Annotated in this window: 20 protein-coding genes, 1 tRNA gene and 1 other RNA gene; 5 read left to right on the top strand and 17 right to left on the bottom strand. The window is 70.5% G+C overall.

The genetic code is table 11. The features are described from left to right. Positions 1 to 3 precede the first annotated feature (3 nt). On the top strand, positions 4 to 1,170 hold the full coding sequence (locus ACEXQC_RS16815; protein WP_374825050.1) for a GGDEF domain-containing protein: 1,167 nt from the start codon (positions 4 to 6) through the stop codon (positions 1,168 to 1,170). 6 nt (positions 1,171 to 1,176) lie between these two features. Here ACEXQC_RS16815 and ACEXQC_RS16810 read toward each other — a convergent pair whose 3' ends face one another. Next, positions 1,177 to 1,827, bottom strand: coding sequence for a hypothetical protein (locus tag ACEXQC_RS16810; protein ID WP_374825048.1), 651 nt, complete (start codon positions 1,825 to 1,827; stop codon positions 1,177 to 1,179). A gap of 105 nt (positions 1,828 to 1,932) precedes the next feature. Between ACEXQC_RS16810 and ACEXQC_RS16805 the strand changes: the two genes are divergently transcribed. Both ACEXQC_RS16805 and ACEXQC_RS16800 read left to right on the top strand, forming a co-directional pair. Next, a complete protein-coding gene (locus tag ACEXQC_RS16805) occupies positions 1,933 to 3,378 on the top strand; it encodes a glycosyltransferase family 2 protein (RefSeq protein WP_374825046.1) in 1,446 nt (481 codons plus the stop codon). Next, positions 3,375 to 3,770, top strand: coding sequence for a hypothetical protein (locus ACEXQC_RS16800; protein ID WP_374825044.1), 396 nt, complete (start codon positions 3,375 to 3,377; stop codon positions 3,768 to 3,770). The genes ACEXQC_RS16805 and ACEXQC_RS16800 overlap by 4 nt, the downstream gene beginning before the upstream one ends. Here ACEXQC_RS16800 and ACEXQC_RS16795 read toward each other — a convergent pair. From ACEXQC_RS16795 to ACEXQC_RS16745, 11 genes are all read right to left on the bottom strand, one after another. Beyond that, positions 3,743 to 4,663: a response regulator transcription factor gene (locus tag ACEXQC_RS16795; protein WP_374825042.1), complete on the bottom strand. Its 921-nt coding sequence runs from the start codon at positions 4,661 to 4,663 to the stop codon at positions 3,743 to 3,745. The two genes, ACEXQC_RS16800 and ACEXQC_RS16795, sit on opposite strands and share 28 nt — an antisense overlap. A 65-nt stretch (positions 4,664 to 4,728) precedes the next feature. Then, positions 4,729 to 5,718: a glycoside hydrolase family 6 protein gene (locus ACEXQC_RS16790; RefSeq protein WP_374825040.1), complete on the bottom strand. Its 990-nt coding sequence runs from the start codon at positions 5,716 to 5,718 to the stop codon at positions 4,729 to 4,731. Positions 5,719 to 5,749: 31 nt separating this feature from the next. Next, a complete protein-coding gene (locus ACEXQC_RS16785) occupies positions 5,750 to 8,209 on the bottom strand; it encodes a putative bifunctional diguanylate cyclase/phosphodiesterase (RefSeq protein ID WP_374825038.1) in 2,460 nt (819 codons plus the stop codon). A 22-nt stretch (positions 8,210 to 8,231) separates the two neighbouring features. Next, on the bottom strand, positions 8,232 to 8,921 hold the full coding sequence (locus ACEXQC_RS16780; RefSeq protein WP_374825035.1) for an SGNH/GDSL hydrolase family protein: 690 nt from the start codon (positions 8,919 to 8,921) through the stop codon (positions 8,232 to 8,234). A 62-nt stretch (positions 8,922 to 8,983) separates the two neighbouring features. Then, positions 8,984 to 10,030 carry an aspartate-semialdehyde dehydrogenase gene (locus ACEXQC_RS16775; protein WP_374825032.1) on the bottom strand — a complete coding sequence of 349 codons (1,047 nt, stop codon included), beginning with the start codon at positions 10,028 to 10,030 and terminating at the stop codon, positions 8,984 to 8,986. Positions 10,031 to 10,112: 82 nt separating this feature from the next. After that, the gene (locus ACEXQC_RS16770) at positions 10,113 to 11,381 is read right to left on the bottom strand and encodes an aspartate kinase (RefSeq protein ID WP_374825029.1); all 1,269 of its coding nucleotides are present in this window, start codon (positions 11,379 to 11,381) and stop codon (positions 10,113 to 10,115) included. Positions 11,382 to 11,502: 121 nt separating this feature from the next. Further along, positions 11,503 to 13,449: a bifunctional 3'-5' exonuclease/DNA polymerase gene (locus ACEXQC_RS16765; RefSeq protein WP_374825026.1), complete on the bottom strand. Its 1,947-nt coding sequence runs from the start codon at positions 13,447 to 13,449 to the stop codon at positions 11,503 to 11,505. A 219-nt stretch (positions 13,450 to 13,668) separates the two neighbouring features. Further along, positions 13,669 to 14,268 carry a recombination mediator RecR gene (gene recR, locus ACEXQC_RS16760; RefSeq protein ID WP_374825022.1) on the bottom strand — a complete coding sequence of 200 codons (600 nt, stop codon included), beginning with the start codon at positions 14,266 to 14,268 and terminating at the stop codon, positions 13,669 to 13,671. A gap of 107 nt (positions 14,269 to 14,375) precedes the next feature. Further along, the gene (locus ACEXQC_RS16755) at positions 14,376 to 17,399 is read right to left on the bottom strand and encodes a DNA polymerase III subunit gamma and tau (protein WP_374825019.1); all 3,024 of its coding nucleotides are present in this window, start codon (positions 17,397 to 17,399) and stop codon (positions 14,376 to 14,378) included. A gap of 140 nt (positions 17,400 to 17,539) precedes the next feature. Then, positions 17,540 to 17,827 carry a DUF1905 domain-containing protein gene (locus tag ACEXQC_RS16750; protein ID WP_374825016.1) on the bottom strand — a complete coding sequence of 96 codons (288 nt, stop codon included), beginning with the start codon at positions 17,825 to 17,827 and terminating at the stop codon, positions 17,540 to 17,542. Between the two features lie 58 nt (positions 17,828 to 17,885). Continuing rightward, on the bottom strand, positions 17,886 to 18,353 hold the full coding sequence (locus ACEXQC_RS16745; protein WP_374825013.1) for a GNAT family N-acetyltransferase: 468 nt from the start codon (positions 18,351 to 18,353) through the stop codon (positions 17,886 to 17,888). A gap of 75 nt (positions 18,354 to 18,428) precedes the next feature. Here ACEXQC_RS16745 and ACEXQC_RS16740 point away from each other — a divergent pair, with 75 nt between their 5' ends. Beyond that, positions 18,429 to 19,070, top strand: coding sequence for a TetR family transcriptional regulator C-terminal domain-containing protein (locus ACEXQC_RS16740; protein ID WP_374825010.1), 642 nt, complete (start codon positions 18,429 to 18,431; stop codon positions 19,068 to 19,070). Positions 19,071 to 19,144: 74 nt separating this feature from the next. Here ACEXQC_RS16740 and ACEXQC_RS16735 read toward each other — a convergent pair whose 3' ends face one another. The 4 genes from ACEXQC_RS16735 to ffs form a co-directional block, all read right to left on the bottom strand. After that, positions 19,145 to 20,338 (bottom strand): acetate/propionate family kinase, encoded by a 1,194-nt coding sequence (locus tag ACEXQC_RS16735; RefSeq protein WP_374825007.1) that lies wholly within the window; start codon positions 20,336 to 20,338, stop codon positions 19,145 to 19,147. Continuing rightward, the gene (gene pta, locus ACEXQC_RS16730) at positions 20,335 to 22,596 is read right to left on the bottom strand and encodes a phosphate acetyltransferase (RefSeq protein WP_374825004.1); all 2,262 of its coding nucleotides are present in this window, start codon (positions 22,594 to 22,596) and stop codon (positions 20,335 to 20,337) included. Before pta ends, ACEXQC_RS16735 begins: the two co-directional genes overlap by 4 nt. A gap of 87 nt (positions 22,597 to 22,683) precedes the next feature. After that, entirely contained in the window at positions 22,684 to 23,340 is a 657-nt protein-coding gene (locus tag ACEXQC_RS16725; protein WP_374825001.1) for a hypothetical protein, read from the bottom strand. Between the two features lie 74 nt (positions 23,341 to 23,414). Continuing rightward, positions 23,415 to 23,511, bottom strand: an RNA gene (gene ffs / locus ACEXQC_RS16720) — signal recognition particle sRNA small type. Between the two features lie 84 nt (positions 23,512 to 23,595). On the opposite strand from ffs, the gene ACEXQC_RS16715 reads away from it, so the two are divergent. Then, positions 23,596 to 24,249, top strand: a complete 654-nt coding sequence (locus tag ACEXQC_RS16715) for an SDR family oxidoreductase (protein ID WP_374824998.1) — start codon at positions 23,596 to 23,598, stop codon at positions 24,247 to 24,249. A 95-nt stretch (positions 24,250 to 24,344) separates the two neighbouring features. Here the strand turns inward: ACEXQC_RS16715 and ACEXQC_RS16710 are convergent. Continuing rightward, positions 24,345 to 24,429, bottom strand: a tRNA-Ser gene (locus ACEXQC_RS16710). Positions 24,430 to 24,448 lie beyond the last annotated feature (19 nt).

Below are 24,448 nucleotides of genomic sequence, written 5' to 3'. Positions count from 1 at the left end.
CCGATGATGCTGGACACCGCCACGCTCCTGCTGGTCGCCGGTCTCATCATCGTGCTCTGCAGCGTCTCGTTCATCTTCAACACGGCCATGCGCAGGAACGACGCCTCCGGCCGGCTCTGGAGCATCTCGTTCATCGCCGGCATGCTCACGGCGCTGTCGTTCTCGGTGTGGAGCGTCTCACCCCATCTGTGGTGGATCCTCGCCATCGGCAACACCGCGTACGTGGTGTCGATCGGGGCCATCTGGTCGGGTGCCCGGGTGTTCAACGGCCGCAGTTCCTACATCTGGGTGCCGCTCGCCGCCGGGGTCGTGGTCTTCATCTGGAGCACCCTCGAGGGGCCGCAGGGCAGCATCTGGACGGGCTCGATCCCCCTGTTCACGGGAGTCGCCGCGTTCTCGGGACTCGCCGGCGCCGAGACCATGCGTGCCCGCATGCGGCGCAACCTGAACGCGCGCATCCTGAGCTTCTGCCTCTGGATCGTCTGCGCCTTCTTCGTGCTGCGGGTCTCGATCTTCCTCACCCTCGGGCCCGAGAGCGAGGTCTTCCAGGTCTACTTCGGCACCCGGATCGCCACTATCATCACCGTGCTGCTGGTGCTGCTCGGCACCATCTCGATGTCGATCCTGCAGGCCGAGCGCTCGGGCGCCCGTGCCCTCGGCGATGTCACGGTGGGGGTGCACTCGGTGGTGGGGGTGCTCTCGGCGGCCTCCTTCATGCAGCAGTGGGCCGATTGGGTGGAGCGCGCGTCGTTCCACGGCGAACGGCTGGCCACGATCGCCATGGACGTCGACAACCTGCCGCAGATGAACACGGCGTTCGGGCGCACCTTCGGCGACACGGCCATCCGCTCCGTGGCGCAGATCGTGCGCCACCACGCCCCGATCTGCGCACTGCTCGGCCACACCGGAGCGGGCCGGTTCGTCATCGTGAGCGTCGTCGCCAGCGCCGAGGAGGCCGAGGAGCTCGCCATCCGGCTGCAGACGGCCCTCGTCGACGAGCCCATCGATCCGCTGCAGTCGCTGCGGGCGACCGCGAGCTTCGGCGTGGTCGACACCGACTCCTTCGGTTACAGCCTGCCCGCGCTCCGCCGGGCCCTCGACGTGGCCACGAGCACGGCCCGCGACGAAGGCGGCAACCGCATCGTCGTAGGCCGCCCCCAGGCCGCCTGAGCCGGGCTATTCAGCCGGCTGGGCGATGGCGATCGTGAGCTGATCCGTGGCCGTCTGCTTGGCGTAGTCACCTGAGCCGGGAGCCGTCTGCAGCAGGATCTCGTAGGTGAACGAGACGGTGATCGAGGTCGCCGCCGGGTCGAGCGCCGGCAGGATGAAGGTCTGGCTGTAGGAGTACGGGCTCTTGATGTAGTAGCCGGGCGGCACCGAGGCCTGGTCCGTGAGCGGAGCGGGCGCGGGGAGCGACCCCAGCGGGCCGTCGACCCCGGGGGTGAGGGTCACGCGCGAGAGGTAGAAGCTCTGCCCGTCGTCGGTGCCGAGGGCGCCGGTGAGCGAGAAGGTGAGGGGCTTGTTGGCCTCCGCCGTCCACTGATCCATGCTCAGCGTGGAGTAGTAGTCGAGCGTGAGGGCGATGTCGCCCGCCTGCAGGGTGTGCCGTGCCGAGCCGGAGGCCAGCTCGTTGATGACGGGCGTGATGGTGGCGGGCGCGGTGGGCCGCGCGGAGCTCGAGGGAGTGGCCGCGGAGGTGTTGAACCCCGGCTGGTCCCACGGAGCGGTGCCGCACGCGCTCAGCGCCACGGCCGTGCCGAGGGCCAGACTCAACGCCGCTGCGCGCCTGACGACCGGCTTGCGCGCCGCCCGTGAGGTGCGTGCCATCGAAAAGACCTTTCCCTGGAGTGCTGATTCAATCCTAAGCTGATCCTGACGCGACCCTAGCGCATTGGCGGGGGAACGCTGGGGACGGCATTGGAGACTGGGAACATGTCAGAGATCAACCCGTACGTCACCGATCGCACCGAGTTCGGAGATGCGAACGACGAGTTCCAGAACGACTTCATCGAGTCGGTGGAATCGCTCCCGTCGTACCGCCCCACCATCGGCTGCATCATCCCCGCCTACAACGAGGAGGAGTCGATCGGCGAGGTGCTGGAGTCGCTGCTGGGCCAGACGCGCCTTCCCGACGTCATCCACGTGGTGGTGAACAACACCACGGACAACACGGTCAAGATCGCAGCGCAGTTCGCAGGTCCCCACCTCAAGGAGATCGACGGCGTCGAGCAGTTCACCGAGGTGTACGTGCACGACATCGGCAAGAACAAGGACAAGAAGGTCGGTGCCCTCAACTACGGCTACCAGCTGATCGAGGGCTGCGACTTCCTGCTCGGCGTCGACGGCGACACCACGGCGGCACCGGATGCGGTGGAGCGTCTCGCAGAAGAGATCACCTCTGACTCCCGCATCGGCGGCATCTCGGCGATCTTCTCGATCGACGACCGCCCGATCCAGGGCCTCATGGCCAAGTTCCTCATCACCGGCCAGCGCTTCCAGTTCGCCGCCTTCAACATGCAGAACATGCTGAAGGGCCGCAACATGGCGGTGCTCGGCGGCCAGTTCTCGATCTTCAGCACCAAGGCGCTCCGCCAGATCATGGTCGAGAACCACCAGAACACCCCCTGGGTGAAGGACTCCGAGGTGGAGGACTCGCTGCTGTCGCTGCAGATCAAGAGCGCCGGCTACCTCACCAAGATCTCGGCCCAGGCCCGCGCCGACGTGGGCGGCATGACCACGCTCCGCGGCCTCGACGGCCAGCAGGTGAAGTGGAACTTCGGTGCCATCGAGCTCATGTGGCCCGGCCAGCGCGGCGACACGAAGGGCCAGCCCTTCCACCCCAACCTGCGTCTTCGCTGGCTCGAGAACCTCTCGATGCTCACCAACCTCGTCACCCGCGTGCTCTTCGTGCTGCTGCTCATGGGGTCGCTCTCGATCAGCGCGTTCGTGTTCTCGCCGATCTGGCTGATCCCCCCGGTGATCGCCATCCTGCTGAACCTCCGCACGGCCCTGTCGATGAAGAACCGCAACAAGCGCGACATCCTCTTCGCCATCCTGCTGTTCCCCGCGGAGATCTACATGTGGGTGCGGCTCGGGCACTTCCTCCGGGCGTGGACGAAGTTCCTCAGCAAGAAGCAGACCGACAACTGGGCCGCCCAGGCCAAGGCCGAGCGCGGTCGAGGCAACGGCTACCTCGTGCCCCTCGTCATCCTCGTGCTCGTGGTCGCCGTGCTCGTGCTCGCCTGGTTCCTGCTCGATCCCTTCACCCAGTCGACCATCCTCTGGATCGGCTGGCCCGTGCTCGGCGTCATCACCATCCTGCAGACCATCACCATGACCGCCAAGGTGCTCACGCGCTACCGGGGGTACAAGGTTTGACCCGATACCGCTACGTCGATCAGGAGGCGCTGGTCTCGCTCCTCAACGCCGTGGGGGACGACGACCGGCGGGGCCGTTTCGTGCACGACTTCATCAGCATGTGGGAGACCCGCTCGCAGCGCCTCATGAAGGCCATGGGTCAGCACGACTACGAGGACGCCGACGTGGTGCTGCTGAGCATCCGCTCGTCGAGCACGATGCTCGGCGCGTGGCCGCTCGAGGCCATCGGCGGCATGATGCACCGCGAGATCAAGAACTTCGACATCCCGGGCGCGATGGTGCACCTCGCCCGACTGCACGAGGTGGGCTCGGCGACCTGCCGCGAGCTCACCTCGGTGCTGGACTCGATGCGGGAGAACCCGGCTCAGTCGCCGGAGGCCGCGAGCCGGTAGCCCACGCCGCGCACGGTCTCGATCCAGCGCGGGGTGGTGATGGAGTCGGCGAGCTTGCGGCGCAGATTGGCCATGTGCACCTCGATGGCGCGCTTGTCGGCCTCGCTCACGAAGTGGGCCGTGACGTAGCTCTCGCCGCGCAGCAGCAGCGCGAGATCGGCCTTGCTGCGCACCCGGCGCTGGCTCTCCATGAGCGCGTTCAAGAGGTCGAATTCGCTGCGGGTGAGCTCGACGGGCCGGTTCTCCTTCTCGGCGAGACGCATCTCGGAGTTCACGTAGAGGCCGTTGTGCTCGAGCCAGCCGTCTTCACGGCTGTAGCTGCGGGCCACGGGCGGTGCTGCGGGCGCCTCAGGGGCCGCCTGGGGGGCCACAGGAGCCGCGGCGGAGACGGGCGCGCCCGCGGGCACTCCGACGGCGGCAGCGGGCGCTGGGGCGGCGGGCGCGGCGGGGGCCGCAGGCGCTGCTGCTTGAGCGATGGGCGACACGGGGCCGCTGCCGTCGACGGCGAGCACCTGGCGCGGGCGGCGCAGCATGGCCTCCACACGGGCCCGCAGCTCGCGCGGGCGGAAGGGCTTGGTGAGGTAGTCGTCCGCCCCGGCCTCGAGGCCCTGCAGGGTGTCGATCTCCTCGTCGCGCGCCGTGAGCATCACGAGGTAGGTGTTGCTGAAGGCACGGATGCGCTTCGCGGCCTCGAAGCCGTCGATGCCGGGCATGCTCACGTCGAGCGTGGTCACCATGGGGTCGTAGGCGCGCACGGCCTGCACCCCGTCGATGCCGTTCCCCGTGGCGATGACCTCGAAGCCCGCCTGCGTGAGAACCGTCTCGAGCAGGTGGCGGATGTCGGCATCGTCCTCGATGATCACCGCGACGCGTCGTTCCCCTTGAGTGTCCATCTGCATGATCGTACCAATCGTTGGGCGCTCGGACGGGGGATTCGACCCCGCCGTGCGCGGCCGGGCTACCAGCCGGCGTCGGCCGCCAGTTCGAGGGCGTTCTCGTTCCACCACTCGCCGGCCTCAGGGCCGCCGTTGCATGGCCCGTCGCTCTCGCCCGGCGGCTTGATCCACAGTGTGGCGTCTTCGGCGGATCCGGCCTGGCTGGCCGCCGGGGTGCTGCCGAGCGCCCGACCGGGAGGGTTGCACCACTCCCCCGTCGATCCGTTGCCGTTGCGGCCGGTGTCGATCACGTAGTGGGCGCCGTTCGTGAGCCCCGAGATCTCGTCGGCGTAGGCGCGCTCGAGGTCGGTGGTGTTGTAGTTCGAGACGTTGGTCGAGAAGCCGCGGGCTTTCGAGACGCCGGCCTGCTCGAGCAGGGCGGCCATGTCGGCGGCCGGGCCCCAGTTGGAGTGGCCGGCATCGATGTAGACCACCAGCTCGGCGCCGGAGAGGATGTCGACGGCCCCGCTCACCTCGGCGAGCCGCTGGTCGACGTTGTCGCACTCGTCGGCGAGCGCGAGCGCATCCGGTTCGAGGATGATCACGGCGGAGCTGCCCGTCAGGGCGTCGGCGATCTCCTGCACCCACACGGGGTACTCCTCGGCGGTGAGCCCGCCCCCCGAGAAGTTGCCGCAGTCGCGGTTGGGCACCCCGTAGACGGTGAAGATGGGCGACTCGCCGAGCGCGTCCGCTTCCGCCACGAGGTCGCCCAGGTAGCCGCCGATCTCACCGGCGGGGTACTTCTCGGGCGTGAGCCAGATGGCGGTGGGCACCTCGGCGATGGCGTCGAAGACCTCGGCCGACGTCTCGTCGCCCGCCTCCCGCACGGTGCTGGCGGCGGTGGCGGCCTTCGAGGCGGGGTCGGCGTAGAGGGAGAGCGTGGCGAACGGGTTGTCGGCGGCCACACCCCGCTGCGTGAGGATCGAGGCGACTCCGAAGACCATGACTCCGAGCACACCCGCGATGGCGACCACGGCGACCGCCAGCCCGATGCGCGGCAGAACTCTCGTCACGGATGGCCCTTCGATCGCTGGTGGGATCAGCCTAGCGAACCGCGGGCACGGAGGCGTTCTTGCCCACGGTGCCCGCGGCGCCATTCGCCTTGAGGCGCGACATGGTCTGGGCGAACGGCACGGGGCGGCCGTAGAAGAAGCCCTGCGCGTGGCGCACACCGATGCCGATGAGGATGTCGACCGCTTCCCTGGTCTCCACCCCCTCGACCACGGTGGAGTAGTCGAACGCGTCGCCGAACCCCTGCAGGGCGCGCACGACCTCGCGCTGCCTCGTGTCGTCGAGGTTGTCGACGAGAGAGCGGTCGATCTTGAGGATGTCCATCGGGATGCGCACGAGGGCGCCCACGCTCGAGGCCTCCGACCCGTAGTCGTCGAGTGCGATGAGCACGCCCATCGAGCGGAAGAGCTCGGCCTGGGCCCGCAGGTCGTCGTCGATGTCCTTCGTGGAGCGCTCGTTGAGCTCGAGGCAGAGCGCGACATCCGGGTAGCGGGGCACGATGTCCTTGAGGAACGCGCCCACGTGCTCGTCGCGGATCTGCTCGACCTCGAGGTTGATGGTGACGACGCTGATCGAGGGCACCACCTTGCGGAACTCCCGCGCCGACTTGAGCGAGGCCTCGATGACCTGCGTGGTGAGGAGGTCCATGCGCCCGAGGCCCTTGGCCTTCTCGATGAGCGACGAGGTCGAGATGCGGCCGAGCTCCGGATGCGTGTAGCGCACGAGGGACTCGAAGGCCCAGATCTTGTCCTCCACCGTGTTGACGATGGGCTGGTAGACCACATTGAGCACGCCGTCGTCGATGGCCTTCGCCACGATCTCGTTGATGCGGCTCGACCGGTGCGGCGAGATGCCGATACTCGACTCGAACGCGGGGCCGCCCTGCCTGCGCGACTTCTTGATGGCGAGCATGGAGTGGTCGGCGTCGACCACGATCGACTGGGGGTCGGTCTCCTGGTGCCCGGAGTACGCCAGGCCCACGCTCACGAGCGGCCGGTACTCGCGGCCGCCGAGCGTGGCGGGGGCTCCCACGTTGGCCACGATGTGATCGGCCACGTTCTTCGACTCCGCGAGCGACTGCAGCTTGGTGAGGATCACCACGAACTCGTCGCCGCCCACGCGCGCCACGAAGTCGTGCGAGCGCACGCTCGCCCTGAGCCGCGTGGCCACCGTGGCGAGCACCTCGTCGCCGATGTGGTGGCCCGCGCTGTCGTTCAGCCGCTTGAACTGGTCGAGGTCGATGAACAGCACGGCGATGCCCGAGGCGTAGGTGCGGTCCTCGTTGAGGCGCGCCAGCGAGCGCTGGAAGGCGTTGTAGTTGGGCAGGCCCGTGAGCGAGTCGCGGTCCACCCTGTCCAGCAGGGTGTCGTAGGCGCCCCGCACGCGGGCGGTCTCCGAGGCGATGTGGCCGATCGCGTCGAGCGCGAGCTCGTCGTCGGAGGTGAACGGGGTGCCGCCGTTCTTGCGGCTCGCCACGAGGTACTCGGTGGGCTCGACGGCATCCTGCAGGTGCTCCCTGGAGACGCCCTCCGGACCGCTCGAGACCGCGTCGGCGGTGAGCTGCGGATCGGTCACATCGATGGAGGAGAAGCGGGCGCCGATCTCGTGCGGGCCGGGCGGGGTGCGGCGCACCTCGAACTCGCCGGCGTCGATGGCGCGGCGGGCGAACTCGACCATGAGCTGCTTCGTGTCGTCCTCGACGCCCCAGGGCAGGGCGCGTGCTGCATCCACCACACCGCTCAGCCGCTGCTCGCTCAGGCGGGTCTGGCGGCGCTTGGCCGCCCCGTAGAAGACGAGGGCGACGACGAGCAGCGGCACGGTCTCCCTGGCCAGCCGCAGCTCGGACTCCGTGCCCTCCATGAGCTGGAGCGCACCCGTGGTGGTGACGTGGATGCCGATGGCCACCACGGAGCCGAGCACCATGACCCCCACGAGCCTCATCCAGCTGAGAGCACCGATGCCGAAGGTGCCGTCGATGTTCCAGCGGCCGCGCTCCCACACGAAGGCGACCAGGAGCACCACGAACATGTAGGCCACGATGCCCGCCACGAGAGCCGCGAACGACCAGACGCCGACATCGACGAGCGACCTCGAGAGCACCACGAAGGCTATGGCGCCGATCGCCGCAGCACCCGCCCACTGCGCGGCCAACCAGATGCTGCGCGAGGTCACCCACTTCGAGACGAAGCAGGCCAGCACCCAGAGGCTCACGGTCAGCGCAGGATCGGCTCCGGCGGTGCCGATGGCCAGGAACGCACTCGCCACCCCGACAGGTGGAAGACCGGCCACCCGGCTGATCGGCAGCTGGTAGACGGCGGTGACCGCCACGCTGATGAAGAAGACGAGGCAGCTGATCCAGCTCGGCGGAGGGTTCTGCAGCCCGGTGACGACACCGGTGGCGACTGTCGCCGAGGCGATCACGACGAGCGCGATGGAGACGGCCTTGAGGCTCCTGTCGGCCCTGCCTCTGCTCGCTCGGAGCCTCACACCCATGTCTGGATTGTAGTGCGCGGCGTCAGAGCCCGAGACGCTCCAGCTCCGCGTCCATGCGGCTCGTCATCTCGGCGTAGCCGTCGTCGTTGGGGTGCAGCCGGTCGGCGGCCATCCACTCCGGATGACCCTCGATCCAGCGTGAGGCGCCCGGGATGTAGTCGGCGCCCACGTCGGCCGCGGCGTCCTCCACCCAGCCGATGATCGTGTCGACGGACTCGGGGCGCGCATCCGTGTACCAGAAGGGCTCCACCACGATCAGGCGGGCGTCGGGGAGCTCGGTGCTGAGGGTCTCGAGGTCGATCTCGATGGCCTGCTGGATCTCGTCGGCGCGCTGCGGCATGGAGAAGTTGTCGTTGAGGCCCATGGTCACGAAGACGATGTCGGGATCCTCCGCGATGATCTGCGACACCTCGTCGTCTGGTGCGTAGTCGGGCGGTGTGCTCGAGCGGTTGTTGACGAAGCCGAGGCCGTTGACGCTCGGGTTGAACTCGTTCCAGCCGCGCTCGAGGCTCACGACGGTCGACCACCGGTGGGACGGGTCGGAGGCGCCCGTGCCGAGTGTGTACGAGTCGCCGTAGAAGGCCACCACGGGGGCGTCGGGATCGACCGCCGAGGTGCGCACGCCGTCGGCGGTGCTGCTCCGACCCGAGATCATCGAGACCATCATGAGGAACACGGTGACGACCGCCACGAACACGACGACGACGATCACAAGGGTACGAACACGGCTCTCCACATCCGAGTGTTCGGAGCCGCCCCGGGATCGGATTGGAATTACCTCCCCGCGATTACCTCCGCGATCTGGACCGCGTTGAGCGCTGCACCCTTCCGCAGGTTGTCGTTGCTGATGAAGAGCACGAGGCCGCGCTTTCCCTCGGCTGACTGGTCCTGGCGGATGCGGCCCACGTAGCTGGGGTCGTTGCCCGCCGCCTGCAGCGGGGTCGGCACGTCGGCGATCGCTACGCCGGGGGCGTCCTTCAGCAGCTCGTACGCGCGCTCTGGCGTGATGTCGTTGGCGAACTCGGCGTTGATCGAGAGCGAGTGGCCCGTGAACACAGGCACGCGCACGCACGTGCCCGCCACGCGGAGGCCGGGCAGCTCGAGGATCTTGCGGCTCTCGTTGCGGAGCTTCTTCTCCTCGTCGGTCTCGAGCTCGCCGTCGTCGACGATCGAGCCGGCGAGCGGGATGACGTCGAACGCGATGGGGGCCACGTACTTGTTCGGGGCCGGGAACTCCACGGACGAGCCGTCGTGCACGAGGTTCAGCAGCGCATCCCGGTCGGCGGTGGCGGCGATCGCCTGGTCGGCGAGCTCCTCGGCGCCTGCGAGGCCCGATCCGGAGACGGCCTGGTAGGTGCTCACGATGAGGCGCTCGAGGCCGGCCTCGGCGTGCAGCACCTTGAGCACGGGCATGGCCGCCATGGTGGTGCAGTTGGGGTTCGCGATGATCCCCTTCTTCGCCTCGGCGATGGCGTGCGGATTGACCTCGGAGACCACGAGCGGCACATCCGGATCCATGCGCCAGGCGCTCGAGTTGTCGATGACCGTGACGCCCGCGGCGGCGAAGCGCGGCGCCTGGGCGCGCGAACCGGTCGCACCGGCCGAGAAGAGGGCGATGTCGAGGCCCGTGGGGTCGGCGGTCTCGGTGTCCTCCACCACGATGTCCTGGCCCTTGAAGGGCAGCACGGTTCCTGCCGAGCGGGCCGTGGCGAAGAAGCGGATGCTCGCGATGGGGAACTCGCGCTCCTCCAGCAGCTTGCGCATGACCTTGCCGACCTGGCCGGTGGCGCCGACGACGCCGACGTGGAGTGCCTTGCTCACGGTGATTCCTCTGTCTCGGGTGGTGCTGTCTGGTGCTGGTGTCTGGTGCTGTCTGTGTGGTGCTGCTGCCTGGGTGCCGGCGTCAGCGGCCGGTGCCGGCGTGCACGACGGCTTCGTCGTCTCCGTCGAGACCGAACGCGGTGTGCACCACGCGCAGGGCGTCGTTGATGGTGTCGGCGCGGGTGACGACCGAGATGCGGATCTCGGAGGTCGAGATCATCTCGATGTTGATGCCCGCCTCGTAGAGCGCGGTGAAGAGCTTCGCCGAGACGCCGGCGTTCGTGCGCATGCCGGCACCCACGAGGGCGAGCTTGCCGATCTGGTCGTCGTACTGCAGCGCCTTGAAGCCGGAATCCTCCTGCTCGGCGCGCAGAGCGGTGAGCACGAGCTGGCCCTCGCTCTTGGGCAGCGTGAACGAGATGTCGGTGAGACCCGTGCTGGCGGCCGAGACGTTCTGCACGATCATGTCGATGTTGGCGCCGGTCTTGGCCACGATCGTGAAGATCTGCGCGGCCTTGCCCGGGATGTCGGGCACGCCGACGACGGTGATCTTGGCTTCGCTCAGGTCGGTGGCGACTCCGGCGATCAGGGGCTCTTCCACAGCGGTCTCGCTTTCGGTGGGGTTGTAGACGATCGTGCCCTCGTTGTTGTTGAACGACGAGCGCACGTGCAGGGTGACGCCGTGACGCCGCGCGTACTCCACGGCACGGATGTAGAGCACCTTCGCTCCGTTGGCCGCGAGCTCGAGCATCTCCTCGCTCGTGATGCGGTCGATCTTCTGCGCCTTGGGCACGAGCCGCGGGTCGGCCGAGAAGATGCCGTCGACGTCGGTGTAGATCTCGCAGATGTCGGCGTTCAGGGCGGCGGCGAGCGCGACGGCCGTGGTGTCGGAGCCGCCGCGGCCGAGGGTCGTGATGTCCTTCGTGTCGCGGTTGAAGCCCTGGAAGCCCGCCACGATCACGATCGCGCCCTCGTCGAGCGCTTCGCGCAGGCGCACCGGCGTGACGTCGACGATGCGGGCGGCGCCGTGGCGCGCATCCGTGATCATGCCGGCCTGGCTGCCGGTGAAGCTGCGGGCGTCGTGGCCGAGGCTCTCGATGGCCATGGCGAGCAGCGCCATCGAGATGCGCTCGCCCGCGGAGAGCAGCATGTCCATCTCGCGCGGTGCGGGGAGGGGGGCCACCTCGTGGGCGAGGTCGAGCAGCTCGTCGGTGGTGTCGCCCATGGCGCTCACCGCCACGACGACCTCGTTGCCCGCCTTGCGGGTCTCCACGATGCGCTTGGCGACGCGCTTGATGCTCTCGGCGTCGGCGACGGATGATCCGCCGAACTTCTGCACGATCAAGCTCACGGGAACTCCTGGGGGGTGCGGGTGGTGGGTGCCGGGTGTCGAAGCCCGACTTCCCACTATATCGCCGGGCGGTATGCCGGTCGCGGTATGCGGGGCTCGGGGCGCGGGGTGCCGCCTGGGTTCACTTGGCCTGGTCGTAGCGGTCGACGATCGCGACCGTCACGGGGAAGTCGACGGGGGCGTCGCCGAAGATGAGGCGGCCGGCCTCTGCGGCGGCCTCTCGGAGCTCGTGTGCAACCTGTTCGGCCAGGTGGGCGGGGGTGTGCACCATGAGCTCGTCGTGGAGGAAGAAGGAGAGGTGGGGGCGCTGGTCGATGGTGGGGGTTCGGGCGGCTGCGCCATCCGCTGCGCCAAGTGCTGCGTCATGTGCTGCACCATCCGCTGCGTCGAGCGACCAGAGGCGGCGGCGGATGGAGCCGATCCAGCACAGCGCCCACTCGGCGGCCGTGCCCTGCACCACGAAGTTGCGGGTGAAGCGGCCCCAGCTGCGCGAGCTCGACCGGGCGCGGGCGCGGAGCTGCTCGTCGGCGCCGTCGGCGGCGGCCGCCTCGTCGCGCAGGTCGAGCCAGTCGTCGCCCGGCAGCGGGCTCGTGCGACCGAGGCGGGTCGAGACCGTGGCGCCCGCCTCGCCGGCGCGGGCCGCATCCTCCACGAACGCGATCGCCGCGGGGTAGGCACGGGCGAGGCGCGGCAGCATGCGGCCGCTCTCGCCCGTGGTGGCGCCGTACATCGCGCCGAGCATGGCGACCTTCGCGTGTGCGCGGGTGTCGACGGCCCCCGAGGCCACGATGCCGTCGTAGAGGTCGCGGCCGCGGCCCGCCGCCGCCATGGCGCGGTCGCCCGCGAGGGCTGCGAGGATGCGGGGCTCGAGCTGGGCGGCGTCTGCCACCACGAGCACGCGGCCCGCATCCGCCACCACGGCGCTCCGCACGAGCTTGGGCAGCTGCAGGGCGCCTCCGCCCTCGGAGGCCCAGCGGCCCGTGACCACGCCGCCCGGCAGGTAGGTGGGGTGGAAGCGGCCGTCGCGCACCCACGTGTCGAGCCAGTTCCAGCCGTTGGCCGTGAGCAGCCTCGCGCGCTTCTTGTAGTCGAGGAGGGGTTCGATGACGGGGTGGCGGATGTTCTGCAGCTCCCAGGAGCGGGTGCTGCTCACCGCGATGCCCGCTCGGCGGAGCGACTTGAGCAGCTCGGCCGGGGAGTCGGGGTTGGCGGTGGGGTCGTCGAGGGCTGCGCGGATGAGCTCGAGCAGCTCGGCGAGGCGGGCGGGGCGCTCGTCGGGGCGGGCGGGGCGGGGGCCGAGGAGGTCTGTGAGCACGGCGTCGTGGCGGGCGGCGCTCCAGGGGAGGCCGACGTGCCGCATCTCGGCGGCGGCGAGGGCACCGGCCGATTCGGCGGCCAGCAGCAGGGCGATGCGGCCGGCCGCGGGGTCGGCGGCGGCGGCCTCCGCCACGGCGGTGCGCTGCGCCCGCAGCTCGTGCACCTCTGGTGTCGCGCCGGGGTCGCCTGGATCGCCGGGCCCCCCGGGGTCCCCGGATCCGCTCGCCCCGCCGCGCGCCGCGGCCGGGTCGGGATGGCGGCGGGCGGGGCCGCGGCGGTCTGCGGTGGGGAGGATGTCGTCGAAGAGTGTGGTGTGCGTGGGCGCTGTGCGGAGGGGATCGACGGGGCGGCCGGCGTCGGACCGTCCCTCCTGGGCGGCGCCCGATCCGAGGTTGACGGCCGGGCGCAGGGAATCCCACGGCGAGGCGGGGGCCTTGGCGTAGGCGGTACCAGCGGTCAGCGAGGAGGTGCGCAGGATCGCGTGCGACAGCCGCAGGTCGACGCACCTCTCCACGCGCACACCGGCGTCGAGCAGCTGCGGATACCACCGCGCGGTGTCATCCCACACCCACCGAGGCCGCCCAGCCTCGAGCCGCGCGGCCACAGCCCCGAGCTCCCCGGGCCCCACGACCACCCCGCCGTCACGCGCGGCGCGCGTGGGGTCGAGGGGGATCGGATCGGCTGCGTCGTCGAGACGGGTGAGTCGGATGCCGCCACCCGGCGCATCCGAGACCACGACGAACCCGCTCATCGGGAGCACCCCCGCATCCCGTGATGAATTGCTACCGATCTGAGCGACAGCGACCTCGCATCGCCCGTCGGTGTGCCGCAGATCTGTAGTGACTCATCAGCACCCCGAGCGAGCCGGGGTGGCTGCATCCCGATAACTACAGAAATGCGCGAGACCGAGGCGCTATACGAGGTCGGTGCCGCGGATTTCCGTACTTGTCGGGGCGAGGCGGGCCGCACGTCAGTTCTCGACGAGGCGGCGCCCCTCGAACGCGCGGCCGAGGGTGACCTCGTCGGCGTACTCGAGGTCGCCGCCGACGGGGAGGCCGGAGGCGAGGCGGGTGACGCGGATCTCGAGGGTCGTGAGCAGGCGGGAGAGGTAGGTGGCGGTTGCTTCGCCCTCGAGGTTGGGGTCGGTGGCGATGATGACCTCGGTCACGGTCGCGTCGGCGAGGCGCTGCATGAGCTCGCGGATGCGGAGGTTGTCGGGGCCGATGCCGTCGATCGGGCTGATCGCGCCGCCGAGCACGTGGTACAGGCCGCGGAACTCGCGGGTGCGTTCGATCGCCACCACGTCCTTCGCCTCCTCCACCACGCAGATGAGGTTCTGGGAGCGGCGCGGATCGCGGCAGATGCCGCACGTCTCCTGTTCGGAGACGTTGCCGCAGACCTGGCAGAAGTGCACCTTCTCGCGCACATCGGTGAGGATCTCGGCCAGCCGGCTCACGTCGAACGACTCGGTCTGCACGATGTGGAAGGCGATGCGCTGGGCCGACTTCGGCCCGATGCCGGGCAGGCGGCCGAGCTCGTCGATGAGCTCTTGGACGATTCCTTCGTACATGGGCGATGCCTCTCAGCGGATGGAGCGGTGGCAGGTGGAGACGGGAGGAAGGAGGTGCAGGTGCGACCACCGATCGGAGACGAGCACGCCGCCTTGATCGGACCCGATCAGTTCTCGCGACCGGGGAGCGGCTGCTCCTCGATGAAGTTGGCCTGGAGGATCTCGCGCACCACGGCCTCGCCGTACCGCGCGCGCCCTCCGGTGGATGACGCTGGCACTGCGGAGCCCTTGCTGTCGGAACCCGCGCGTGAACCGGGCCGGCTGCCTGGAGCGGCATCGGAGCCGGCCCGTGTGCCTGAGCCCGCGCCGGAACCGGGCCGAGTGCCGGGGCCGGATCGCGAATCTGCCGAGGCGCTGTCCTGCCCCTCCGCGGAGCCCTCGAAGCGGAGTGCGCCGGGCCGGGCCGCCGGGTCGTTGCCGGAGCGGGTGGCGGGCGCGGGCGTTCCCGCCGGGGCCTGGTCTGCCGGTGCGCCCTGCGCGGGGCGGCCGGTCGGGCTGGAGGTGGATGCCCCACCGGGCACCTGGCGAGCCGGTGCACTGAGGCTCTCGGCGCGGTCGGCGGGCAGGTCGGGCTCGTCGCTCGGCATGGGCTCGTCGAAGGGAGGAGGCTCTTCGTCGGTCGACGTGGGGATGGAGACGACATCCCACGACGTGGTGGCCGCAGGAGAGGAACGGTCCGCGGCAGACCGGCCCGAGGTGGCGGACGCCGACCCTCGCCCACCCGAACCACCCGCAGCGGCTCCGGCGGGCGAGGTGGCCGATCGGGCCGAGGTGGTGGGCGCCGCCGGGGTGGTGCGCGCCGCCTCGGACCCGGCGGGCCTCAACTCGGTGGCGGTAGGCGCAGGCTCGAGGGCGGTGGGCGCAGGCTCGGTGGTGGGCGCAGGCTCGGTGGCGGGGCGGCCCGAGACACCGGGAGTGGCCCAGCCGACCGGCTCGTCGTCGCGCTTCGGGGTGGCGGAGGGGGCGGCTCCGTCGGACTGACCCGAGGTGGGGGATGTGACGGGCGGAGCCGCGGCCGGGGTGGCCGTCGAGGCGGGAGCAGGGTGCTCTTCGGCCGGGCGGAGGGTTGTGTCGACTCGGGCGATGTACTTCACGCGGAGGCCGAGGACATCGAGGATCGCCTGGCGGAGGTACTCGCTCACGCCCTGGCCGGGGGCCGAGCGCTCCTTGAAGCTCGCCACGTCGTTCTCGCTCGGGAAGGCGAGGGTGAGCACATCGCCGTCGAGCGCCCGCACCTGGGCGGTGAAGACCACGAGCCACGCCGTCATCTTCGCCTTCTGAACGGCCTCGAGGATCTCGGGCCACGCATCCTTCAGCTGCTGCAGCGACACCTCGCCCGCCGAGGCCGCCACATCGGGCGCGACGGACGTCGGCACCGCCACGACGTCGGGCGTCGCGGCCCCGCTCGCCTCAAGACCCGAGGCCGCCACCGCTGCGGCCGGTGCCGACCCCGAATAAGCCGTGCCCGAGGGCGCCGACTCCCCCGCGCCGCCATCCGCGGCGGACGTGGCAGCAGCCGACCGGCCGCCGGCGGATCGGGTATCGGCGGGCTGAGTCGTGGCGGTCGAGTTGGGAGCACCAGGCGCAGCGGAGGGGGACCCCGAGCCCACCCCGGTGGCGCCGCCGGCCGAACCGCCACCACTCGCAGGGACGGTCGCGGATGCGACCTGGGTCGCCTCGGACGAGGCCGGAGCGGACGCAGCCGCGGGAGTAGAACCGCTCGCGGGAGCAGAACCACTCGCGGGAGCAGAACCACTCGCGGGAGCAGAACCACTCGCGGGAGCAGAACCACTCGCGGGAGCAGTCCCATTCGCGGGAGTGGACCCGGACGCGGGGGTGGACCCGGTCGCGGGGGTGGATGCAGGTGCCGGGGCGGGGGCCGACGCGGGCGTCCGGGCCGGTGCCGGAGCGGGGGCAGGCGCCGGGGCCGCCGCCGGGGCGGGAGCGGGGGCGGAGGGGCGGCCGTCGTCGACTCCGATGCGGCGTTCGAGGCGCTCGACGCGCGCTAGGGCGCCGCGCTGCGTGTCGTCGGCGGCGGGCACGAGCGCGCGCGCCACCATGAGCTCCAGGTGCAGCCGCGGCGACGTGGCGCCCGTCATCTCGGAGAGCGCCGAGTTCACGATGTCGGCCACCCGCGACAGCTCCGCATGACCGAAGAGCGCGGCCTGGCGGCGCATGACCTCGATCTCATCGGCAGGCACCCCGCGGAGCACCGATGACGCCTGCTCCCGCGTGGCCGCCACCACGATGATGTCGCGCAAGCGCTCGAGCAGATCCTCCACGAAGCGCCGCGGATCCTGCCCCGTCTGGATGACGCGGTCGACCGCATCGAACGCCGCCGCCCCGTCGTGCGCGCCGAGCGCGTCGATGGCCTCGGAGAGCAGGGCGCCGTGCGTGTACCCGAGCAGTGCGACGGCCCGCTCGTACTCCACCCGGTTGCTCTCAGAACCGGCGATGAGCTGGTCGAGCAGCGAGAGCGTGTCTCGCGCCGATCCGCCACCGGCCCGCACCACGAGCGGCAGCACACCGGGCGCGACCTCGACGCCCTCGGAGTCGCACAGCGACTGCACGTACTCGAGCAGCTGCGCGGGCGGGATGAGCCGGAACGGGTAGTGGTGGGTGCGCGACCGGATGGTGCCGATCACCTTGTCGGGCTCCGTGGTGGCGAAGATGAACTTGATGTGCTCCGGCGGCTCCTCCACGATCTTGAGCAGCGCGTTGAAGCCCTGCGGCGTGACCATGTGCGCCTCGTCGAGGATGAAGATCTTGAACCGGTCGCGCGCCGGCGCGAACACGGCGCGCTCACGCAAGTCGCGCGCGTCATCGACACCGTTGTGGCTCGCCGCGTCGATCTCGACCACGTCGAGCGAACCCGGGCCGTCGCGCCCCAGCTCGACGCAGCTCGGGCAGACACCGCATGGCGTGTCTGTAGGGCCCTCCGCGCAGTTGAGGCAGCGGGCCAGGATGCGGGCAGACGTGGTCTTGCCGCACCCTCGCGGCCCACTGAAGAGATAGGCGTGGTTGACCCGGTTGGTGCGCAGCGCCGTCATGAGCGGATCGGTCACCTGGGACTGGCCGATCATCTCGGCGAAGGTCTCTGGCCGGTAGCGGCGATACAGGGCGGTAACCACCCGCTAAGACTACCCGCGGCCACCGACAGTGCTGGTTGGCCGGGGCCGTCGCTTCGCGATGGTCCCGGCTCCGCGCCGGTCCCCGCCCGGCGCGGGTGGGCGCGGGGGCCGTCGCTGCGCGGCGGCGCACGCGCCCGCGCTCAGCTGAGGCGCTTGGTGAGCCGCACCGTGACGGTGTCGCCCACCTCCTTGCCGAGCTTCTTGCGCAGCTTGGCGCTCACGGAGAGCATGTGCCCGCCCGTCCCCGTGGGCATGAACGCGGAGGCGATGGGCTCGGAATCGATCGTGCCCACCACCTTCACCGAGCGCCCCGTGCCGAAGAACTCCGCCGACCCCGGCATCTCGACGCACGACCACACATCCCCCTTCACGTCGACGCCGATCGGCGCGCTGAAGGAATGGTCGAGGGGCTGCGGGAAGTCGCTCATGCCGCGAGCCTAGACCACTGATGTGGACGGCGTACACATCAGTGGTCGAAGACCCGACTCACAGCTCCCGCGCGTAGCAGACCGAGTTCGCCGACCCCACGTACGGCCCGAACGCCGGGATCGACGAGTACCCCTCCCGCTCGTAGAACCGCATGGCATCGGGCTGCTCGATCCCGGTCTCGAGCACGAGCCGATCGAGACCCATGCCCCTCGCCTCCTGCTCGAGCGCCCTCAGCAGCGCAGTGGCGACACCCGATCCGCGGAACGGCCGCGCCACGAACATCCGCTTCACCTCGGCGCCGCCGCCCACGAGGGGTCGCAGGCCGCCGCAGCCGATCGCTGCCCCACCGGCGTCGCGCGCCACGAGGAAGACGGGCACACTCTCGGCCGTCGGCTTCTCGCCCGGCTCGTGGTCGTCGCTGCCGTAGCGCGCGTCGAGCTCGTCGCGCTGGGCCTGACGGAGCGCCGCGGCGTCGACGGAGTCGAACGGCTCGCGGGCGATGGAGATCGGGGTGGAACCGGGCATGTGTCCTCGTTTCGTGCAGCGATTCACCGTAACGCTTGTTACGGTATGAGGGCAAGCCCACCGGATGGAGAACCCATGGCCCGCCGCCGCGACCTCGACGACCAGCAGCAGAGGCTCTCCGAGGCCACCTGGTCGGTGCTCACCGAGAGGGGTCTGCCGGGGCTCACCATCCGGGCGGTGGCCGAGCGGGCGGGGTGCACCACCGGGCTCGTGATGCACGCGTTCCCCACCAAGCAGGCCCTCCTGCTGCACGCCCGCGACCTCCTGCACGCGCGCACGGCGGCCACGGCGGATGCGGCCGAGCAAGCGGGCGCCAGGGCCGACAGCGCAGCCGGCAGCGCAGCGGGCAGCGCCGCCGGCGGAGGGCCGGAAGGCGCCCTGCTCGCGGTGCTGTGGAACTCGCTGGCCCTGGATGCGCAGGGTGTGGACGCGGCGCGAGTGTGGATCAGCTTCCTCGCGGCCTCGCTCGCCGACGCGACGCTCGCCGAGCGCCACCGCACCCAGAACCGCCGCTTCGTGGAGCGGATCACCCGGCTCGTGCGCGGGTGCCGCCCGGAGTGGCCGGAGGAGAGGGCGCGCGCGGAGGCGCTGGGACTGGTCTCGCTCTCGGAGGGCCTGGGCGCGCTGGCGGCGGCCGACGCGGAGACCTACACGGTGGAGGTGCAGCGCCGCAGCATGGCGGAGGCCGTGGCCCGCGCCGTAGGCACGCGTGACTGACGCAGGCGCCGAGTAACTATAGAAATGCGAAGGAGCGACCCCGTATACGGCGTCGCTCCCCCTCAGATCTGCACTTACCGGGCCGAGACCGCCGCGAGCGACTGCCGCGCGATCTCGAGCTCCTCGTTCGTGGGCACCACGAGCACCTTCACGCGCGACGACGCCGACGAGATGACCCGCGCATCCGAACCGGCCGCCTCATTCAGCGCCGGATCGACCGAGATGCCGAGCTCGTCGAGCCCCGATAGCGACCCGGCGCGCACGAGCGGGTTGTTCTCCCCCACCCCGGCCGTGAACACGATCGCGTCGAGGTGCCCGAGCTGCGCGTAGTACGACCCCACATAGCCCCGGATGCGGTGCAGATACACCTCGAGCGCCAGCTGCGCCGAAGCATCCCCCGCGGCCGCCGCCTTCTGCACGTCGCGCATGTCGCCCTTGCCCGAGAGCCCGAGCAGCCCCGACCTGCGGTTGAGCAGCTCGTCGAGCTCGGCGAAGCCCATGCCGGTCTTGCGGTGGAGGTGGAACAGCACGGCCGGATCGAGGTCACCGGATCGCGTGCCCATCACGAGCCCCTCGAGCGGCGTCATGCCCATGGACGTCTCGACCGAGCGGCCGCCGTCGATGGCGCACACCGAAGCGCCGTTGCCGAGGTGCAGCACGATGAGCTTGAGCTCCTCGACATCGCGCTCGAGGAACGAAGCCGCCGCCCCCGCCACGAACTTGTGCGAGGTGCCGTGGAACCCGTACCGCCGGATGCGCTGGCGCTCGGCCAGCGTGGCGTCGATGGCGTAGGTGTACGCCGCCGGCGCGAGCGTCTGGTGGAACGCCGTGTCGAACACCGCGACCTGCGCCACCGACGGGAAGGCCTTCTGCGCCGCGTCGATGCCCGCGAGATTCGCAGGGTTGTGCAGCGGCGCGAGCTCGCTCAGGTCCTCGATGTTGATCTTCACGAGGTCGGTGACGACCGTGGCCTCGTGGAACCGCTTTCCACCGTGGACCACGCGGTGCCCCACGGCGGCGAGCGGATGCTCGTCGAGCGACGGACCGTGCTCGTCGAATGCCCCGAGCATCGCGGCGAAGCCCGCGGTGTGGTCGGCGATCGGATCGTCGGACTCCCACGTGCCGCCCGGCGTCGTGTGCTTGGTGTGCCCGACCTCCTCGCCGATGCGCTCGACGAGCCCGGAGGCCAGCACCTCCTCGGTCTCCATCTCGATGAGCTGGTACTTGAACGACGACGATCCGCTGTTGACGACCAGGATCGCGCTCACGAGGTCGCCGCCTGGATGGCCGTGATGGCGATGGTGTTGACGATGTCGGGCACGAGCGCTCCTCGGGACAGGTCGTTGATGGGCTTGTTGAGACCCTGCAGCACGGGCCCGATGGCCACGGCCCCCGCCGACCGCTGCACGGCCTTGTAGGTGTTGTTGCCCGTGTTGAGGTCGGGGAAGATGAACACCGTCGCGCGCCCCGCCACCTTCGACCCGGGCATCTTGGCGGCGCCCACCACGGCATCCGTGGCCGCGTCGTACTGGATGGGGCCCTCCACGAGCAGCGACGGCCGCGCGGCGCGCACGAGCTCGGTGGCGGCACGCACCTTCTCGACGTCGGCACCCGATCCGGACGATCCCGTGGAGTACGACAGCATCGCCACCCGCGGGTCGATGCCGAACTGCGAGGCCGTCTCGGACGACGACACCGCGATGTCGGCCAGCTGCTCACTCGTGGGGTCGGGCACCACGGCGCAGTCCCCGTAGACGAGCACGCGGTCGGCGAGCGCCATGAGGAACACGCTCGACACCACAGAGACGTCCGGCCGCGTCTTGATGATCTCGAAGGCAGGCCGGATGGTGTGCGCCGTCGTGTGCGCCGCCCCCGAGACCATGCCGTCGGCGAGGCCGAGCTGCACCATCATCGTGCCGAAGTACGAGACGTCGGTGACGGTGTCGAAGGCCATGTCGAAGGTCGTGCCCTTGTGGGCGCGCAACCGCTGGTACTCCTCCGCGAAACGCTGCCGCAGCTCGGGATCGAACGTCGAGACGACCGCGGCCCCCTCGAGGTCGAGCCCGAGCTCGGCCGCACGGGCGCGCACCTGCTCCTCCTCGCCGAGGATGGTGAGGCGGGCGACCCCGCGCTTGAGCACGGTGTTGGCGGCACGCAGGATGCGATCGTCGCCTCCCTCGGGCAGCACGATGTGCCGGTCGGCGAGGCGCGCCCGCTCGAGCAGCCCGTACTCGAACATGAGGGGTGTCACCACGTCGGCCTTGCTCACGTCGAGCAGCCGCAGCAGCTGCGGACCGTCGACGTACTGCTCGAAGAGCGCGAGCGCGCTGTCGAACTTGACCTGCGAGTCGGCGGCGAGCCGCCCCCGGGTGGAGGTGATGCGCACCGCCGTCTCGTAGGTGCCGAGCTCGGTCGAGATGATGGGGATCTTCGGATCGAGGCCCTCGATGAGCCGCATCACGGGCGCAGGCACCTCGAATCCGCCGTTCAGGATGATGGCCGCGAGCGAGGGGAACGTGCCGGAGGCGTTGGCCATGAGCACGGCGAGCAGCAGCTCGGCCCTGTCGCCGGGCACCACCACCACGGCACCCTCGGTGAGGCGCGGCAGCACATTGCGCATCGACATGGCGGCCACGACGACGCCGAGCGCCTCGCGGGCGAGCAGCCGCTCGTCGCCGAGCACGAGGGTGCCGTCGATCGACTCCACGATGCTCGAGACGCTCGGCGCCACGAGCACCCTGTCCTCCGGGATCGCCCAGACGGGGATGCGGCGGGGCTGCACGGGGATCGACGCGGTGATGGGAGCGGGCTCACCGGAAGCGCCGGCAGCGCCGGCAGCAGCGCCCGCGGGCGCCGCGGCGGCCGCCTGCACGAGCTCCTCCACGGCGTCGCGCGCGGCGAGCGAGATGGCATCCCGGATCTTCTCGAGGTGCTCGGGATCCGACCGGTTCGACACGATGCCCACGAGCGTGGCGTGCGCGTTCCGCAGCTCCACGAGGGCGAGCTCGGTGATCTGCCGCATGTCGTCGGCCGTGCGGGCCTCGGAGCGGCCGAGCAGCTCCTCGGAGCCCTGCCCCTTGCGACCGCCGAGCACGAGCAGCACGGGCGCCCCGAGGTTGGCGGCGATGCGGGCGTTGAAGCTCAGCTCGCTGGGGCTGCCCACGTCGGTGTAGTCCGAGCCGAGGATCACGACCGCGTCGTGGTCGCGCTCGACCGCCTTGTAGCGCTCCACGATGCGCGAGAGCGCCGCCTCGGGGTCGGCGTGCACGTCGTCGTAGGTGGCGCCGATGGCGCTCTCGTAGCCGAGATCGCTGCTGTCGTGCTCGAGCAGCATCTCGAGCACGTAGTCGCGATCGGCCACGGAGCGCGCGATGGGCCGGAACACGGCCACTCGCTGCACCGAGCGGCGCAGCATCTCGAGCACACCGAGGGCGATCGTGGATTTGCCGGAATGACCCTCGGCGGAGGTGATGTAGATGCTCTTCACGCCGGGGCCGGAAGCGGGGACGTTCTCAACTGATGGCACAGGATCCTCTCCGACCCCGATTCTAGAGCCGTCGGATGCGACCCGCCCTGAGAGCGGGCCGAGCGGCTCGAGCAGCCCGAGCCCGACTCAGGCTCCGCAGTACTCGCTCGCCACGCCCACCGAGTCGGACACCGAGATGATCTGGATCACGCCCGTTCCCAGGTCCTCGAAGTTGATCGTGCGCCCGTCCGCCGCGAGCTGGTAGTAGGTCGATCCGCCCATGCCCTGCTCGGCCGTCAGCTCCTGGTAGGCGGACTGCAGGTCGGCCACGGTGTCGCCGATCCCGATGCCCGCCTCGGTGAGCGGCTGGGCCTCCGTCGGGTCGCCCTCGCCGGTGGTGAGCATGCGCACCACGGCGATGGGCGCGGCGGGATCGCTCTCGTCGATGCCGCTCACGGCGGTGAAGCCGAGCGCGCCGAACACGTAGGTGTCGACGCCGGCGCGGCAGGTCTCGGGCTCGATCTGCAGCGACTCCTGCACCTCGGCGAGGGTCGACCCCACCACGAGCGGCCCGATGCCGGCGTAGTCGATGACCCAGGTGCTCGGGTCGTCGGCGGAGTAGGCGGCCGGGTCCGGCTCCGGATCGGGCTCGCTCGTGGGCGACGCCGATGGGCTCGGAGTGGGCGCCTCTGCCGTGACGGTGACCGTCGCGGTGGGCTCGGGCGTCGAGCCCGCGCATCCGGACGCCGTGAGCAGTGCGGCGAGTGCCAGTGCGGCGAGCGCAGCGCGGTCGAGTGTCTTCATCGAGTCCCCCTCGTGTCGCGGCGCCACGGATGCGAGACCCCTCCGCGCCCTCGTCGACCGACCCCCGGTTAACGAATGAGGACTCCCCGCGCACCCGCCAGAGCCCGGTTACCCTTGCTGCGTTTCCGCCCTGGGGGAGTTGGCCTGGATGGCGCCACACGGGGAGCCGAGGAACAGTGTAGCAAGCCGGGCGGCGTGCTGAACGCTCGCGGTGACATCCTGGCGGCCCGCTCGTGCGGGGCGTTGACTGGAGGCATGAAGGTAGCCATCGCCGGCGGGCACGGAAAAATCGCACTCCTGACCACCACTCTCCTACGCGACTCCGGGCACGAGGTGTGGGGCATCACCCGCAACGCCGCCCACGGGGCCGACATCGCCGAGGCGGGAGGGCAGGCGCTCGTGCTCGACCTCGAGCAGTCCGACCCCGAGCAGCTGGCCGCCGAGCTCTCGAGCCGCGAGATCGACGCGGTGGTCTTCGCCGCCGGCGCCGGCCCCGACTCGACCGCGGAGCGCAAGCTCACCGTCGACCGCGACGGAGCCGTGCTGCTCGCCGACGCCGCGTTCCGCGCCGGGGTCACCCGCTACGTCATGGTCTCCGCCATGTCGGCCGACGACTTCGACCCCGAGAGCGAGGAGATCTTCCAGGTCTACCTGCGCGCCAAGAGCGAAGCGGATGCCGCGCTCCGCGAGACGAGCCTCGACTGGACGATCGTGCGCCCAGGTGCCCTCACCGACGACGACGCGATCGGAACCGTCACCCTCGCCCGCTCGACGGGCCGCGGCGAGATCCCCCGCGCCGACGTGGCCGCGATCCTCGCAGAGCTGCTCGTCTCGGGCGGCGCCGTGCACGAGCAGTTCGAGGCCATCTCGGGCAGCACGCCCATCGCCGAGGCACTCGGCCAGCTGTAGCCGCAGCTCACCCCACCCGCAGCTCACCCCACCCGCAGCTCACGCAGACAAGCGAGAAGGCCCCCGATCCGCGGATCGAGGGCCTTCTTCGTGAGCGGAAGTGACAGGATTCGAACCTGCGAGCGCTTGCACGCTACACGCTTTCCAAGCGTGCTCCTTAGGCCGCTCGGACACACTTCCGAGGGAGAGCTTACACGAC

Source organism: Herbiconiux liukaitaii (assembly GCF_041927495.1).
GTDB classification, from domain to species: Bacteria; Actinomycetota; Actinomycetes; order Actinomycetales; family Microbacteriaceae; genus Herbiconiux; species Herbiconiux liukaitaii.
This window is presented reverse-complemented; position numbering and strand designations above follow the sequence as displayed.